12 protein-coding genes are annotated in these 15,610 nt (G+C 65.2%); 9 read left to right on the top strand and 3 right to left on the bottom strand.

Going from position 1 to position 15,610, the window contains the following annotated elements:
• Positions 1-133: 133 nt before the first annotated feature.
• Together ACFQ24_RS09135 and ACFQ24_RS09130 are read left to right on the top strand one after the other, a co-directional pair.
• The gene (locus ACFQ24_RS09135; protein WP_380910516.1) at positions 134-2,554 is read left to right on the top strand and encodes a TonB-dependent receptor; all 2,421 of its coding nucleotides are present in this window, start codon (positions 134-136) and stop codon (positions 2,552-2,554) included.
• A complete protein-coding gene (locus ACFQ24_RS09130) occupies positions 2,554-3,801 on the top strand; it encodes a dipeptidase (RefSeq protein WP_380910514.1) in 1,248 nt (415 codons plus the stop codon). Before ACFQ24_RS09135 ends, ACFQ24_RS09130 begins: the two co-directional genes overlap by 1 nt.
• Positions 3,802-4,146: 345 nt before the next feature.
• Here ACFQ24_RS09130 and ACFQ24_RS09125 read toward each other — a convergent pair whose 3' ends face one another.
• Positions 4,147-5,265 (bottom strand): PepSY-associated TM helix domain-containing protein, encoded by a 1,119-nt coding sequence (locus tag ACFQ24_RS09125; RefSeq protein WP_380910512.1) that lies wholly within the window; start codon positions 5,263-5,265, stop codon positions 4,147-4,149.
• A gap of 156 nt (positions 5,266-5,421) precedes the next feature.
• Positions 5,422-5,817: a hypothetical protein gene (locus tag ACFQ24_RS09120; RefSeq protein ID WP_380910510.1), complete on the bottom strand. Its 396-nt coding sequence runs from the start codon at positions 5,815-5,817 to the stop codon at positions 5,422-5,424.
• A gap of 44 nt (positions 5,818-5,861) precedes the next feature.
• Between ACFQ24_RS09120 and ACFQ24_RS09115 the strand changes: the two genes are divergently transcribed.
• From ACFQ24_RS09115 to ACFQ24_RS09085, 7 genes are read left to right on the top strand one after another with little or no spacing between them, the layout of a single operon-like run.
• On the top strand, positions 5,862-6,155 hold the full coding sequence (locus tag ACFQ24_RS09115; RefSeq protein WP_380910508.1) for a hypothetical protein: 294 nt from the start codon (positions 5,862-5,864) through the stop codon (positions 6,153-6,155).
• 20 nt (positions 6,156-6,175) lie between these two features.
• A complete protein-coding gene (locus tag ACFQ24_RS09110) occupies positions 6,176-6,265 on the top strand; it encodes a potassium-transporting ATPase subunit F (protein WP_066767308.1) in 90 nt (29 codons plus the stop codon).
• 17 nt (positions 6,266-6,282) lie between these two features.
• Entirely contained in the window at positions 6,283-7,986 is a 1,704-nt protein-coding gene (gene kdpA / locus ACFQ24_RS09105) for a potassium-transporting ATPase subunit KdpA (protein ID WP_380910506.1), read from the top strand.
• Positions 7,987-8,003: 17 nt separating this feature from the next.
• The gene (kdpB, locus tag ACFQ24_RS09100; protein ID WP_380910504.1) at positions 8,004-10,040 is read left to right on the top strand and encodes a potassium-transporting ATPase subunit KdpB; all 2,037 of its coding nucleotides are present in this window, start codon (positions 8,004-8,006) and stop codon (positions 10,038-10,040) included.
• Between the two features lie 12 nt (positions 10,041-10,052).
• Positions 10,053-10,637 carry a potassium-transporting ATPase subunit KdpC gene (gene kdpC, locus ACFQ24_RS09095; RefSeq protein WP_380910502.1) on the top strand — a complete coding sequence of 195 codons (585 nt, stop codon included), beginning with the start codon at positions 10,053-10,055 and terminating at the stop codon, positions 10,635-10,637.
• Positions 10,637-13,306, top strand: a complete 2,670-nt coding sequence (locus ACFQ24_RS09090) for a DUF4118 domain-containing protein (protein WP_380910500.1) — start codon at positions 10,637-10,639, stop codon at positions 13,304-13,306. The genes kdpC and ACFQ24_RS09090 overlap by 1 nt, the downstream gene beginning before the upstream one ends.
• Positions 13,303-14,016 (top strand): response regulator, encoded by a 714-nt coding sequence (locus ACFQ24_RS09085; protein ID WP_380910498.1) that lies wholly within the window; start codon positions 13,303-13,305, stop codon positions 14,014-14,016. Before ACFQ24_RS09090 ends, ACFQ24_RS09085 begins: the two co-directional genes overlap by 4 nt.
• Positions 14,017-14,046: 30 nt before the next feature.
• On the opposite strand, the gene ACFQ24_RS09080 is transcribed toward ACFQ24_RS09085, so the two are convergent.
• Positions 14,047-15,240: an alpha/beta hydrolase gene (locus ACFQ24_RS09080; protein ID WP_380910497.1), complete on the bottom strand. Its 1,194-nt coding sequence runs from the start codon at positions 15,238-15,240 to the stop codon at positions 14,047-14,049.
• Positions 15,241-15,610 lie beyond the last annotated feature (370 nt).

Genomic DNA, 15,610 nt, shown 5'->3' with positions numbered 1-15,610 from the left:
GGACTCCGTCGCCATTCTCGTTTCACAAGAAAACTATAATGCGCCGGCCGCCTTGGCTCGTGCGCGCAGGAGGGGTGTGGCGCGACCGTGCGCCGCCTGATCGGCTCGTTGTGAAACAGGGAGCCAAATTTCGATGTTCGTATCCTCCACCGTCCGCCTGTCCTCCCGCGCCGCGCTGCTGACCGCGTGTGCCGCCGCCGTCATGGGCATCGCCCATGCGCAGGAGCCGGTGGAAGGCGACGAAGGCCTCATCACCGTTACGGGGCGGCGTATTTCCCAGTCTTCCGAAGCGATCGGCGAGGACAAGGTCACCAACGTCGTGGCGGTGACGCGCGAAGCGCTCCTGTCTGCGCCGTCGGGTATTTCGGGCCTAAAGATGCTGGAGCAGCTGCCGGGCTTCAACGTGCAGACCGACGGCGCGCTCGGCCTCTACGAATTCGGCAACAGCGTGCAGACGCGCGCCTTCAACCTGGACCAGATCGGCTTCGTCGTGGACGGCATCCCCACCGGCCGCAGCGACGCGTTCGGCGGTAGCCCGGTGTTCCGTTACGTCGATAATGAAAATCTAGGCGTGGTCGAAGCTGCGATCGGCGCGGGCGACGTGTCGCTGCCCAGCTATTCGACGCTTGGCCCGGTGGTGCAGTATAACAGCATCGCCCCGCAGGAGGAGATGGGCCTCTTCGTGTCGCAGAGCTTTGGCGACTTCAACATGAAGCGCACCTTCATCCGCGCAAGCACGGGCCAAGTCGGCCCGTTCCGCGCCTATGTCAGCCGCACCAAGCTGGACAGCGATCTGTGGCGCGGCCCCGGATCGGTCGACCGCGAGCATTGGGAAGGTCAGATCCACGCGGACCTTGGCGGCGACAGCTGGGCGCGGTTCAAGTTCGTGTCGAACGACTTTTTCGACTATGACTCTCCGACCATCAGCCGCGCGCAGTACAACTGCACCGTGCGCAGCGTGGTCGGCGCGTGCGGCCGCGATTTCGCCTATATCGAGAATGTGCCGAACACGACGCCGGGCTTCACGCCCAACCCTCTGGCTTCAGGAATCTATTATTCTAACAGCGCTTACACCGCCGTTTACAACCTCGCCATCAACGTGCGCAAGGACAAGCTCTATGGCGCGACCTTCCATGCCGGGATTGCCGAAGGCGTGTGGGCGGAATCGACGCTCTACTGGGAGAACAAGGACGGTTATGGGGTGTCGCCTGATGCTTATGGCAGCACCGTCCGCGGAACCACTGGTTCCACCCTGAACAGCTATTTGCGCTATCTCTATCAGGCTGACGCAGGGCTGCCTGTTTTCGCCCCGAAGGGTGTGCAATATGGGCTGTCCGGCGTAGGCGGCGATCGTTACGGCATTACCAGCAAGCTGCACTGGGAAATGGGGAGCAACGCCATCGAAGCTGGCCTTTGGGCGGAGGTGGACAAATATCATCGTACCCAAGCGCGCTACAATACGCTGGATGGCTCGCCGGCTGGTCAACCCAACCTTGATGAACTGGTATATCTGCGCCGTGACTACCGGTCGAAGCGCGACACGCTTCAGGTCTTTCTGAAGGACACGCTCAAGCTGGCTGACGAGCGGCTCGTGCTCGATCTCGGCTTTAAAGGGCTGATGCTGGACTATAGCTATCGCGGGTATCGGGATTTCGATGATTATTACCGCACGACCGGGACCGGCCTCGCCACGAGGGGCATTGCAGGCTGGGGACCGAAGTCGAACCGGGCGCAGTATCGAGATTTCTTCCTGCCGATGGCGGGCCTGCTCTACAAGATCGACGGCCGCACGCAGGTCTTTGCTTCCTATGCCGAGAATATGGCGTTGCCCAAGGGGATGGATGACATCTATTCGGTGATCCGGCCCGGCGGCGCGCTGGTGCCGCAGCCCGATGCCGAACGCTCCACCAACATGGAAGTCGGCATCCGTACCAACCAGGGACAGCTCTACGCGTCGCTCGCGGGCTTCTATACGAAGTTCAAGAACCGCATCCAGTCGATCACGACGTTCGTGCAAGGCGGTGGTTCGGCAACCGAAACCTTCTTCCAGAATGTTGGCCGCGTCCGTTCCTACGGCGTCGAATTTGCCGGAACCTACAAGCCGTCTTTCCTGAACGGCCTTGCCTATGGCAACCTCAACGTCACCTACAACAACGCCAAGTTCAAGGATGACATTCCGGCCTCCACGCCGATCCTGATCGCTGACAAATATATTCCCGACAGCGCCAAATGGATCGTCAGCGGCGGCGTGACGGTGGAGCCAGCGAGCTGGCTCGTCGGCAATATCTCGGGCAAATATACCTCGAAGCGCTGGTCGACCTTCACCAATGCACCGGGATCGAGCGTGAAGGGCTTCACCGTGTTCAGCGCCTATGTCGACATTGGCGACGGCTGGAGCTTCGGCCCGGTCAAGAGCATCAAGGCGCGGCTCAACGTCGACAATCTGTTCGACAAGGATACTTTGTCCTACATCTCCTCGTCGGTGACCGGCGACGGCAGCTTCCGGCCGCTGTCGCCGCGCACCTTCCAGTTCACGATCACGGGCGAGATTTGATGCGGGGCAAATATATGGTGAGCGTGGCATTGGCCGCGCTCTTTCCTATGACGGCGCAGGCGCAGGGGCCGGTGGTGTCGAAGAAGGACTATCAGCTTCACCAGCGGCTGGTGACGCTCGACAGCCATCTCGACACGCCCGCCTCGCTGGACCTGCCGGGCTGGTCGATCGAGGACGAGCATGGCGTCCATAGCGACTATACGCAGGTCGACCTGCCGCGCATGAAGAAGGGCGGGCTGGATGGCGGTTTCTGGGCGATCTACACGCCGCAAGGGCCGCTGACCATCGAGGGATTCCGCAAGTCGCGCGACTTCGCGCTGCTGCGCGGCATGTCGATCCGGTCGATGGTGGCGGCGGACCCGGACAATTTCGCTTTGGCGACGGAGGCAAAGGACGCCGCGCCCATCGCGGCGGCGGGCAAGCGGATCGTCTATATGTCGATCGAGAACGCCTATCCGCTGGGCGAGGACGTGTCGCTGCTCAAGACCTTCTACGACATGGGCGTGCGCGTATCAGGCTTTGCGCATTTTGCGCATAATCAGTTCGCGGACAGTTCCACCGACCCGTCGAAGAAGCCGCGCTATGGCGGGCTCTCGCCGCTGGGCAAGGAATTGCTGAAGGAGATGAACCGCCTCGGCATCGTGCCGGACGCGTCGCACAGCAGCGATCAGGTGCTGGACGATCTGCTGGCGCTCTCCACCACGCCGGTCCTTCTGACCCATTCGGGGTGTAAGGCGATCTACCACCATCCCCGCAACATCGACGACGATCATCTGAAGGCGCTGGCGGCCAAGGGCGGTGTCATCCAGATGAACGCCTATGGCGGCTACCTGAAGGCGTTGAAGCCGAACCCCGAGCGGCAGAAGGCGATGCAGGCGCTGATGGGACAGATGCGAGAGGACGCGAAAATGTCGGCGGAGGCGCGGGCCGCGCTGCTCGCCAAGCGGCAGGAGATCGATCGCCTCTATCCGGAAACCGACCGGGCGACCTTCGACGATTTCATGGCGCACATGCTCCATGCCTTGAAGGTTGTAGGGCCGGATCATGTCGGCATCGGCGCGGACTGGGACGGCGGCGGCGGCGTCGTGGGCATGGAGGATGTGGTCGACCTGCCCAAGATCACCGCCGCGCTGCTGAAGGCGGGCTATAGCGAGGCGGACGTGCAGAAAATCTGGTCGGGCAACGTGCTGCGCGTCTTGGCCGCAGCCGAAGCCGGGCGGGAAACAAAGGGTGCCGCCGCGCCCTGACCTACGGCGCGAGTGGACCGCGGACACGGCGGGGCTCTGATGCGTTGATGGGGCAAAACCCTCGCCGCAAAGGACAATCATGCCCCGCCAGAACGACAATCCCGCCCGCAAAGCCGTGCCGCGCCTTGCCCTCTACCTGCTGTTCGCCTTCATCGCTGGCGCGCTGCTCGTCTTCCTGTGGACCGGGGTGCACGGCTGATCCGATCAGAAATAGGTGGCGAGCGCCAGTTCCACGCTGCGCTGCGCACCGACATAGATGTTGGTGGTCGGATACCCGAATATTCGCCTTCGTAACGAGGGTGGCGGCAAAGGCGAGAAGGGGCGGGTGCATCAAATCGGGTCTCTCTAAAAAGAAAGGTGCGGCCGGCGGCGGTTGCGCCCGGCCCAGCGCAGCGATCCGGTGACGAAGAGAAGGGCTGGAAGGAAGCCGGCGACAAAGGCGATCAGCCGCGTCGCGAGACCCCCGACCGAGGCGTCGTGCAGCGGATGGAGCCAATTGTTGACCTGGGTCGAAAGGCCGTGCCTCCGCGCGTCGAACACGGCCAGCACTGCGCCGCTATATTGATCAACATGGATGTAGCTATGCGGGAAACGGCGGCTGGGGTCGCCCAGCACCTGTACGCGCAGACGGATGACGCCGGTTCCGGGCGGGGGCACCTCTATCCAGGCGAGGCGCGCGCCTGGCAGCGCGCGATGCCCTACCGCGAGGGCAGTCGCGAGCGGGACAGGCGCGCCGGGGCGGGGGGTGGATCGCGTGACCGGCTGGACGTCTATCGGTCCCGCCACGCGCGCCAGCATCCGATCGCCCAGCGCCGGCAGCGCGAGCATGAAACCGGTGACGGCAAACAGCATCAGCAGCGGCAGCGCGGCAAGGCCCACGAGCTTATGGATGTCGTAGAGCCGCCGGATGGGCGCGGCGTCGCGCTTGAAGGCGATCGCCTTGCGCCAGCTTCCCCGCGGCCACCATGCCGTAAGGCCGCTGAACAGCAGCAGCAGGAGCAGGACGCCAGACCATCCCACGATACTGTGCCCAGTTTCTCCCGACAGCAGGTCCATGTGCAGCTCGTAGATCCAGCTCATCGCATAATCGCCCCAGCGATCGTGGCGCAGGATCCGGCCGCCGTCGGGCGAGAGCCAGACCATCATGCGCTTGCTGATATGGCCGCTGGACGGGCCGCCGGGATAATGGCGCGCGGCGATGGGGCCGGGGGCGTCGCTGGCCTCGAACCGCCATTGCCCTTGATCACCCGGCCAGCGCGCACGCACGGTGGCGAGCGCCCGATCCCAGACCGGCGAGGACCAGCCGAGAGCAGGCGTGGTGGCCTCCACCCGGATCTGGGGGTGCAGCAGGGCGTCGATCTCCTGATAGAAGACCAGCGCCGATCCGGTCAGGCCCAGCAGGACGAATAACAGTCCGGCGCCTAGGCCGATCCACATATGGACCCGCCGCAGCACGGTGCGCATGCGTGAAGCCATGGCTGGCCGACCGCGTGAATTTGGGAGCATGATGAAAACCCGTTTCGCTCAGCCCATACGGGAACTGGCGGCAAGCCCGAGGGGAACACCCCCAAGCTATCCTGCGGCAAACGAGCGTCGCTTCGTCGGCCGCGCGGCTGTGCGTTACAGGCGCGGGGGCGGGGCCTGGGCCGGGGGCGGGGGCGCGGCGAGGCGGTGGACGGTGAGGTCCGCGATCGCGCGGCTGGCGATCAGCAGCGGCAATGCCCTCGCGATAACGGGCATCGACACGAGGGGTGGAACGATCAGCCCGCCGCCCAGCCCGATAGAAAAGGCGCAATCGCCCGCCTTGCCCAGATGATCGGGCAGGCCGCCGTGCTTTTCGATGGGCAGCACGGCCTTGACCGCACCCTGCCCGGTGCAAAGGGTGATGACGAGTCCGTGGACGCCGTGAGCCGGCATGAAGCCGGTCGGGATCGCCACCCGGACGGCGAGCGCGCATAGCAGCAACAGGGCGAAAAGCCCTTTCGCGCTTCGCGATCGCCTGATCCGGTCGTTCATCGGAATGACAAATCCCCCTTTTCGCGAACCGTTGCCGGCCCGCGATGGCGCAGGCGATACAGTCGTTGCCTGGACGGCGCAATCGCTTCGACGACCGGCACGGCGCGGGAGACGCCGGATTCCGCGCCAATCATATGCAAATACTATGCGGCCCGTATCTCCTGTCTCTCGAAAATAAACGACGCTCTGGCCTAATTACCACGCGGCATGGGAATCGGCCGCACCACCGCGGCCTCGCCCGCGGAGACGATGACATGCAGGACATTTACTGGATCGCCCTGACGCTGGGCTTGCTGGCGGCGACGCTCGGCTACGCGGCGCTGTGCGAGCGCGCCTGACCTTCAAAGAGGGAATGATCATGACGCTGGACCTCTGGCTGGCCGCGCTGACCGCCGCCGGCCTTCTTCTCTATCTCGTCGCCGTGCTCGCGCGGCCCGAACGCTTCTGACCGAAGGGAGCGACATCATGACTTTTCAGGGATGGCTGCTGATCCTTGCCTTCGTCGGCATAACGCTGGCGTTGGTGAAGCCGATCGGCCTTTGGCTCTTCGCGCTCTATGAAGGGCGAAACACGCCGTTGCACCGCCTGCTCGGGCCGGTGGAGCGGGGCTTCTACCGCCTGTCCGGCATCGATCCCGCGCAGGAACAGGGCTGGCGGCGCTACGCGGCGCACATGCTGATCTTCAACGTGGTGCTGCTGCTCTTCACCTATGCACTGTTGCGGCTCCAAGCGGTGTTGCCGCTCAACCCGCTGGGCTTTGCCGGGACGAGCGAGCATCTGTCTTTCAACACCGCTGTCAGCTTCACGACCAACACCAACTGGCAGAGCTACAGCGGGGAATCGACCATGTCGAACCTCAGCCAGATGCTGGCGCTCACCATCCACAACTTCCTGTCTTCGGCGACGGGCATCGCGCTCGCCTTTGCCCTGTTCCGCGGCTTCGCCCGGCGTGAGGCGGCGGGCATCGGCAACTTCTGGGCGGACATCACGCGCGTGACGCTGTATCTGCTGCTCCCGCTCTGCGTCGTCTATGCCCTATTCCTGATCGCGAGCGGCGTGCCGCAGACGCTGGCCGGATCGGTCGACGCCACAACGCTGGAAGGCGCGGGGCAGACGATCGCGCTGGGGCCGGTCGCCAGCCAGGAAGCGATCAAGATGCTGGGCACCAACGGCGGCGGCTTCTTCAACGCCAACTCGGCGCATCCGTTCGAAAATCCTACTGCGCTCACCAACTTCGTCCAGATGCTGTCGATCTTCGCGATCGGCGTCGGCCTGACCTATTGTTTCGGCAAGGCGGTGGGCAATGTCCGCCAGGGCTGGGCCATCCTGGCCGCGATGCTGACGATCTTCCTGATCGGCGTCACCATCACCTATTGGCAGGAAGGAACCGGCAATCCGGTCCTGCACCAGCTGGGCGCCATGGGCGGCAATATGGAGGGGAAGGAGGTGCGCTTCGGCATCGCCGCCTCCGCGCTCTTCTCCGTCATCACCACGGCGGCAAGCTGCGGCGCGGTCAACGCCATGCATGACAGCTTCACGGCGCTCGGCGGCATGATCCCACTACTGAACATCCAGCTTGGCGAAGTGGTCGTCGGCGGCGTGGGGGCCGGCATTTATGGCTTCCTGCTGTTCGCGATCCTCGCCGTGTTCGTCGCGGGCCTGATGGTGGGACGCACGCCCGAATATGTCGGCAAGAAGATCGAGAGCCACGAGGTGAAGCTCGCCGTACTGGCGATCGCGGTGTTGCCGCTCGTCATCCTGGGTTTCACCGCCGTCGCGAGCGTGCTGCCCGCCGGGCTTGCCGGGCCGCTGAACAAGGGACCGCACGGGTTCAGTGAAATGCTGTATGCCTTCACCTCCGGCGTCGGCAACAACGGGTCGGCCTTCGCTGGTCTCACCGCCAACACGCCCTTCTACGACGGCCTGCTGGGCGTTGCGATGTGGATCGGCCGCTTCTTCGTCATCGTGCCCATGCTGGCGATCGCCGGCGGGCTGGCGGCGAAGAAATATACGCCGGAAACTGCCGGCAGCTTCCCGACGACCGGCCCGCTGTGGACCGGTCTGCTGGTGGGCATCATCCTGATCCTTGGCGGCCTGACCTTTCTGCCGAGCCTCGCCCTCGGGCCGATCGCCGATCATCTCGCGATGATCCACGGCCAGACCTTCTAAAGCACCGGAGCCTGACCATGGCACGCACAGCGTCCAAATCGCTCTTCACCGCCGACCTGATCCTTCCCGCGATCAGTGACGCCTTCCGCAAACTCGATCCCCGCCAACTGATACGCAATCCGGTGATGTTCACCACCGCCGTGGTGGCGCTGCTCCTGACCGTGCTGCTTGGCGTGAGTCATGATGGCCTTGCCACCGGCTTCAAGCTGCAACTGGTCGTCTGGCTCTGGCTGACCGTCCTGTTCGGCACCATCGCCGAGGCGCTGGCCGAAGGGCGCGGCAAGGCGCAGGCCGCCTCGCTGCGCGCGACCAAGGCGGAACTGACCGCCAAGCGCCTGAAGGGCGACGGACGGGATGTCGAGCAAGTCCCCGCCAGCGCCCTGCGCATGGGAGATGTCGTGCTGGTCGAGACCGGCGACCTGATCCCGGCGGACGGCGAGGTCGTGTCCGGCGTCGCATCGGTCAACGAAGCCGCGATCACAGGCGAAAGCGCGCCCGTCATCCGCGAGGCGGGCGGGGACCGTTCCGCCGTCACCGCCGGCACCCGCGTCATTTCCGACGAGATACGCGTTCGTGTGACCGTCAATCCGGGGCAGGGGTTCCTCGACCGGATGATCGCGCTGGTCGAGGGCGCCGAGCGACAGAAGACGCCGAACGAAATTGCGCTGACGCTGCTGCTGGTCGGGCTGACCATCATCTTCCTGATCGCCGTGGGGACGATCCCCGCCTTCGCCAGCTATGCCGGCGGCGCGATCCCCGTCGCGATCCTCGCGGCGCTGCTCATCACGCTCATTCCCACAACCATCGCCGCGCTGCTGTCGGCCATCGGCATTGCGGGCATGGACCGGCTGGTGCGGTTCAACGTGCTGGCGAAGTCGGGCCGTGCGGTGGAGGCGGCGGGCGACATCGACGTGTTGCTGCTCGACAAGACCGGCACGATCACCGTGGGCGACCGGCAGGCGACCGAGTTCCGTCCGATGGGCGGCGCATCCGTCGCACAGCTTGCCGAAGCCGCCCTGCTAGCGAGCCTAGCAGACGAAACGCCGGAGGGCCGCTCGATCGTCGTGCTGGCACGCGACTCCTTCGGCCAGACCCTGACCGCGCTGCCGGACGGCGCGGAGGTCGTTCCCTTCACGGCGCAGACGCGCGTGTCAGGGGTGAAGATCGGCGGATCGACCGTTCGGAAGGGCGCCGTGGATTCGATCCTGAAGGCGGTTCCTGAAGCTGCCGCCACGCCGACGGCAACCGAACTGCGCCGCATCACCGACGAGATCGCCCGCGCCGGCGGCACGCCGCTCGCGGTCGAGTGGGACGGCGTTCTGATGGGCGCGATCTTCCTCAAGGATATCGTGAAGGCGGGTATCCGCGAACGCTTCGGCGAGCTGCGCGCCATGGGTATCCGCACCGTCATGATCACCGGCGATAATCCACTGACCGCCGCATCGATCGCGGCCGAGGCGGGGGTGGACGATTTCCTCGCCCAGGCGACGCCGGAGGACAAGTTGGCGCTGATCCGCAAGGAGCAGGAGGGCGGGCGGCTGGTCGCCATGTGCGGCGACGGCACTAACGATGCGCCCGCGCTGGCGCAGGCCGACGTCGGCGTGGCGATGAACACCGGCACGCAGGCCGCGCGTGAGGCTGGGAACATGGTCGACTTGGACAGCGACCCGACCAAGCTGATCGAGGTGGTGGGTTTGGGCAAGCAGCTCCTCATGACGCGCGGTGCGCTCACGACCTTTTCCGTCGCCAATGACGTCGCCAAATATTTCGCGATCATCCCGGCGATGTTCGTCGCGCTCTATCCGGGCCTTGGCGTGCTGAACCTGATGGGGCTCGCCACGCCGCAGAGCGCGATCCTGTCGGCGATCATCTTCAACGCGATCATCATCCCGCTGCTGGTGCCGCTGGCGCTCAAGGGCGTGACCTATCGTCCCATCGGCGCGGGGCCGCTGCTCGCCCGCAATCTCGCCATCTACGGCCTTGGCGGCCTGATCGCCCCGTTCGTGGGCATCAAGCTCATCGACCTGGCCGTCAACGGCCTTGGCCTTGCCTGAGGAGTGCCTCCAATGAACAAGGATATCTTTACCGCGTTGCGTCCGGCGCTCGTGATGACTTTGCTGTTCGCGCTGCTGCTGGGCATCGCCTATCCGCTGGCGCTGACCGGGATCGGCCAACTGGTCTTCCCGGCGCAGGCGAACGGCAGCCTGATCCGACAGGACGGCAGGGTCATGGGCTCCGCGCTCATCGGCCAGGCCTTTGCCAGCGACCGCTATTTCCACCCTCGTCCTTCGGCGGCGGGCAAGGGCTATGATGCCATGGCCTCGTCCGGCTCCAACCTTGGTCCCACATCGCGCGCGCTCGCGGACCGGGTGAAGCAGGACATCGCCGCCAACCGCACCTCACCTGATCCTGTTGTTCCGTCCGATCTGGTGACTGCCTCTGCGTCGGGGCTTGACCCCCATATCAGCCCCGACGCGGCATTTTATCAGGTCGGCAGGGTGGCACGGGCACGCGGCATTGCACCGGACAGGGTGGGCGCGCTGGTAAGCGCCAGCATCGAACGGCCGCTGCTGGGCTTTATCGGCGAGCCACGCGTCAATGTGCTGGAAATCAATCGACGGCTGGATGCGATTGGCGCTAGCAATATTTGATGACTGATCCCGCCCGACGCGATCCGGAGGCCTTCCTGCGCCAGGCGGCGCAGGAAGGTCGCGGTCGCCTGAAGATATTCCTCGGCGCGGCGCCGGGCGTAGGCAAGACATATGAGATGCTGACGGGCGGGATGCAGCGGCTGAAGGCCGGCGTGGATGTCGTGGTCGGCGTGGTCGAAACGCACGGACGGCGCGAAACCGAAGCGCTGCTGCATGGGCATGAGGTCATTCCCCGCCGCGCCGTCGATCACGCCGGACGGCAGCTGCACGAGATGGACCTGGACGCGATCCTCGCCCGCGCGCCGCGACTGGTGCTGGTGGACGAACTCGCCCACAGCAATGCGCCCGGCAGCCGCCACCCCAAACGCTACCAGGATGTCGAGGAACTGATGGACGCGGGGATCGACGTCTATTCGACCGTCAATATCCAGCATGTCGAGAGCCTCAACGATGTCGTCGCGTCCTTCACCCGCGTACGGGTGCGGGAAACGGTACCGGACGCCATATTGGAGATGGCGGAGATAGAGGTGATCGACATACCGCCAGACGAGCTGATCGAGCGGTTGAAGGACGGCAAGGTCTACATCCCGGCGGAGGCGAGCCGGGCGCTCAACCATTTCTTCTCCAAGTCCAATCTCACCGCCCTGCGTGAAATGGCGCTGCGCCGTGCAGCGCAGGCGGTGGACGCGCAGATGCTGGACTATGTCCGCGCCCATGCGCTGGCGGGCAGTTTCGCGGCCGGAGAGCGTGTGCTGGTCGCGATCAGCGAGGCTCCCGGCGCGCAGGGGCTGGTCCGTGCGGCCAAGCGGCTGGCGGATGCGCTCAAGGCGCGCTGGTCCGCCATCCATATCGAAACGCAGCGCAGCCTGGCGCTGACGCCGGAGGAGCGGGCGCAACTGGCCGATACGATGGCGCTCGCCTCGCGGCTGGGCGCGACGACGGGAACCATCGCTGCCCCCACCGTGGTCGAAGGCCTGCGCCATGCCGCCGCGGACGTTCGCGCGACCCAGATCGTCATCGGCAAATCCAGCCGCCCCTGGTGGTTCGAACTGCGCCACGGATCGGTCGTCGATCGCCTGGTGCGGGACGTCGGCGATGTCGCCGTCCATGTCCTGCCCGTCGAGGTGAAGGCCGCGCCGCGCCAGCATCCGCCCCGGCGCAACGCGCGCCAATGGGGCCGGCCGCTCGATTATCTCTGGTCCATACTGATGATCGCGGCGATGACGGCGGTTGGCCGGCTGCTGCTGGAAGTGATCGACCTCAGCAACATTGCCTTGCTCTACCTGGTGCCGGTGATGTTCGCGGCGGCATCCTTCGGCCTGCGCGAGGGTCTATTCGCGGGTGCGGTGTCCAGCCTCGCCTATAATTTCTTCTTCCTGCCGCCCACCGGCACGCTGACGGTCAGCAATCCGGAAAATGTCATCAGCATCCTCGTGTTTCTGGGCGTCGCGATCGTCACCGGCCAGTTCGGCGCGCGGGTGCGGGCACAGGCGGACCTTGCCCAGTCCAGCGCGCGGCAGAATGCGGCGCTGGCGGGTTTTTCGCGCGGCCTTACGGCATCCGCCAGCCGCGAGGAGCTGATGCAGGCGATCTGCGGCGAAGTGGCGCGGCTGCTGTCGGTGCGCACCGTGCTGCTGCTGCCGTCGCGCGACGGCCCGCAACTCGCCGCCGCGGTGCCGCCGGAGGACCGGCTGGGCCAGATCGAGAAGGCGGTGGCGCAATGGGCGATGGACAATGACCAGCCAGCCGGGCGCGGATCGTCCACGCTAACGGCGTCCGACTGGCTGTTCCACCCGCTGCGCACCTCACGCGGGGTGCTGGCGGTGCTTGGCCTCGCCAATGAGGATGCCGGGGAACCGCTACGCTCCGACCAGCTGCCGCTGCTCATGAGCCTGCTGGACCAGGCCTCGATCGCCTTCGATCGCATGGCGCTGGAGGAGGAGATGCTGGACGCGCGCCAGGTCCGCGAGCGAGACCGGCTGCGTTCGGCGCTGCTCTCGTCGGTCAGTCACGATCTGCGCACGCCGCTGACCACCATCCTGTCGGCGGTGCATGAACTGAAGCGCGAGCAGCCGTCCGACCTGCTCGACAGCGTGGACATGGAGGCGCAGCGCCTCAACCGCTTCGTCGCGAACCTGCTCGACATGGCGCGGGTGGAGGCGGGCGCGTTGCCGCTGAAGGCCGAACCCACCGACCTATTCGATGCGGTGGCGAGCGCCGTCCACGACACGCGACGATCGCTTGCGGGGCATGAGGTGCTCGTGGATATCTCGCCCGACATCCCCTTTGTCCAGGTCGATCCGACGCTGCTGCACCATTGCCTGATCAATCTGCTCGACAATACGGGGCGCTATGCCAATCCCGGCACGCCCGTGCGGGTGCGCGGGCGGCGCTCGCCCGATGCGATCCTCCTGTCCGTGATCGACGAAGGACCGGGCATCCCGCCGGGCATGGAGGAACGATTGTTCGAAACCTTCTCCCGGTTCGAAGGGTCTGACCGCATCAAGCATGGCACCGGCCTTGGCCTTGCCATCGTCAAGGGCTTTGCGGAAGCCATGGGTCTTTCCGTGGCGGCGGCGAACAATGCCGATCCGCACGGTGCCTGCTTCACCATCACCATCCCGGAACACTTGATCCTGTCCGCTCCCACTGCCGAGGATATCGCATGAAGTCGCGCCACAAGGTGCTGATCGTCGATGACGAACCGCAAATCCGCAAGCTGATCCACGCCGCCCTGACGCGCGCCGACTATGCGACGGTGGAGGCCGGCACTGCGCGCGAGGCGATGGACAGGCTGGCGGAGGAACGGCCCGACATCTGCCTGTTGGACCTTGGGCTGCCCGATCGTGACGGGCTGGAACTGGTGCCGCTCATCAAGCAGAAATCGGGTACTACGCTGATCGTCGTGTCTGCCCGGGATACGACCGATCAGAAGGTCGCCGCGCTTGATCTTGGCGCGGACGATTACCTCACCAAGCCGTTCGACACGGATGAACTGCTGGCGCGGGTGCGGGTCGCGCTGCGCAACCGCACCACGCGGGACGGCGGCAGCGCGACTGTGCGCGCGGGCGATGTGGAGATCGACCTTCTGACGCGCATGATCCGCAGAAGCGGGGCGGAGGTACATCTGACGCCGAAGGAATATGGCGTGCTGGCCCAGCTGGCGCGCTATCCCGGCCGCGTCATAACCCATCGGCAGATCATGACGGAAGTCTGGCCGAACGAGCATGACCATCATATCGAGTATCTGCGCGTGCTGGTCCGCACCCTGCGCCAGAAGCTGGAGGCCGACCCGCAACAGCCCCGTATCATCACCAACGAATTGGGGATCGGCTATCGCTTGCGGAGCGGCGCGGAGGCCGGCGACCCGGCGGCCTGACGCCGTTGCGGGCGCCAGGCTGCTCGCGCCTTATTCGCGAAAGAGCAGCGGGGCAAACTCCCGCAGGCTGCGCCGCCAGGACAGGAATTCATGGGCGGTGTCCTGCGACACGTAGAAGACGCTGGGGTAACCGGCCTTCTTGAGCGCATCGGACTCCACGCGCGGATCGGGCCGGGGCGTTCCCGCCGGCGCGCGGGCACGGCCGCCCTCCAGTTCCCGGCTGCCGAAGCTGACGAACACCAGCTTCACCTTGTCCTTGAAGCCCGGCGTCTTGTTGACATCGTCCAGCGAGAAGCTGCCGCCGCTGAACAGACCGATATGGGAGAATGTGTCGAGGTTCGCGGGCGCGATCGCCTTCGTTTCGAACCCGCCCATGGAAAGACCGGCCAGCGCGCGATGCTTCTGGTCCGACAATGTGCGGAAATGCGTGTCGACATAGGGGATGAGTTCGTTGACCAGCACGGTCTGGAACGGCTTGACGTCGAAGCTCGGCAGCGTGCCCGGCCGCGCGTCGTTGGTCATGCCATAGGTCATGACAATGATGAACGGCCGCGTCTTTCCTGCGGCGATCAGATTGTCCATGATGAGGTTGGCATGGCCCTGATTGGACCAAGCGGTCTCATCCTCGCCCCAGCCATGCTGCAGATAGAGAACCGGATAGCGCTGCTTGAGGTTCGCGTCATAGCCGGGTGGCGTATAGACGAAGGCGCGGCGGTGCGTGCCGGTGCTGGGCGACGGAAACAGGATCTGCGACACATTTCCGTGCGGCACGTCCTTGACCGCATAGAAGTCCGCATCGTGCGCCGGGACTTCGATGCCGCTTTCCCAGCGGATGCTGCCATAGAAGTTCTGCGCGCCCGGATCGTTGAAGGTGCCGCCGTCGACATTCAGATGATAATAGTGAAATCCTTCATCCAGCGGCCCTTCGGATGTGCCCATCCACGATCCGTCCGCCTGCTTGGTCAGTACCGTGCCGCCCCGCCCGCCGAGGCCGAGCGTCGCGCGCACCGCCTTCGCGTCGGGCGCGTTCACCTTGAACCGAACATAGCCTTGCGAATTGACCTGCGGATAGGCCTGACCCGGCTGGTTGAGCGAGGACGGCTTGAAATCCTCGGTGACAGCGGGTGCCGGAGGAGCGGGCGTGGCCGGGTTCGACGCGGGCTGGGCCGGCGCGCTACTGGCAGCTATCGTCAGGGCAAAACCAGCGATCAAGGCCGTCCGCATCTATCCCTCCATATCCTATATGATTATTGTTCCGGCTATATGCTTCTTCCCGGATCAGGCAAGCGCAAAAAAGGGACGCGGCCGACCCTTGAAGTGGGTGTTGGGAGCTATCGGGCCGGGTAACCGAGCTACGGCTTGGTGATCCAGGGGAATTGAACCGGTGCTAGCCGCGAGGGCGCTAGGCGGATCACCTTGGGCAATGAGTTGACGTAGCGGAATGGATTGGCTGATTTTGCGGGGAAGGTGTCAAACGGCGCGCAAACGGGACCCCGTATCGGCGTCGAAGAGGGACCCCCTTTTCGAGATTAGGCGGACGGTTGTGGGGAGCGCCCTGCGCTGGGTGCGGTGGAGGTCGGGCGTAGCCCGGCCG

This window comes from Sphingobium olei (assembly GCF_042678845.1).
Classification (GTDB): Bacteria; Pseudomonadota; Alphaproteobacteria; order Sphingomonadales; family Sphingomonadaceae; genus Sphingobium; species Sphingobium olei.
Note: the sequence above shows the minus strand (reverse complement) of the source record. Positions and strands in the feature narration are given on the sequence as shown.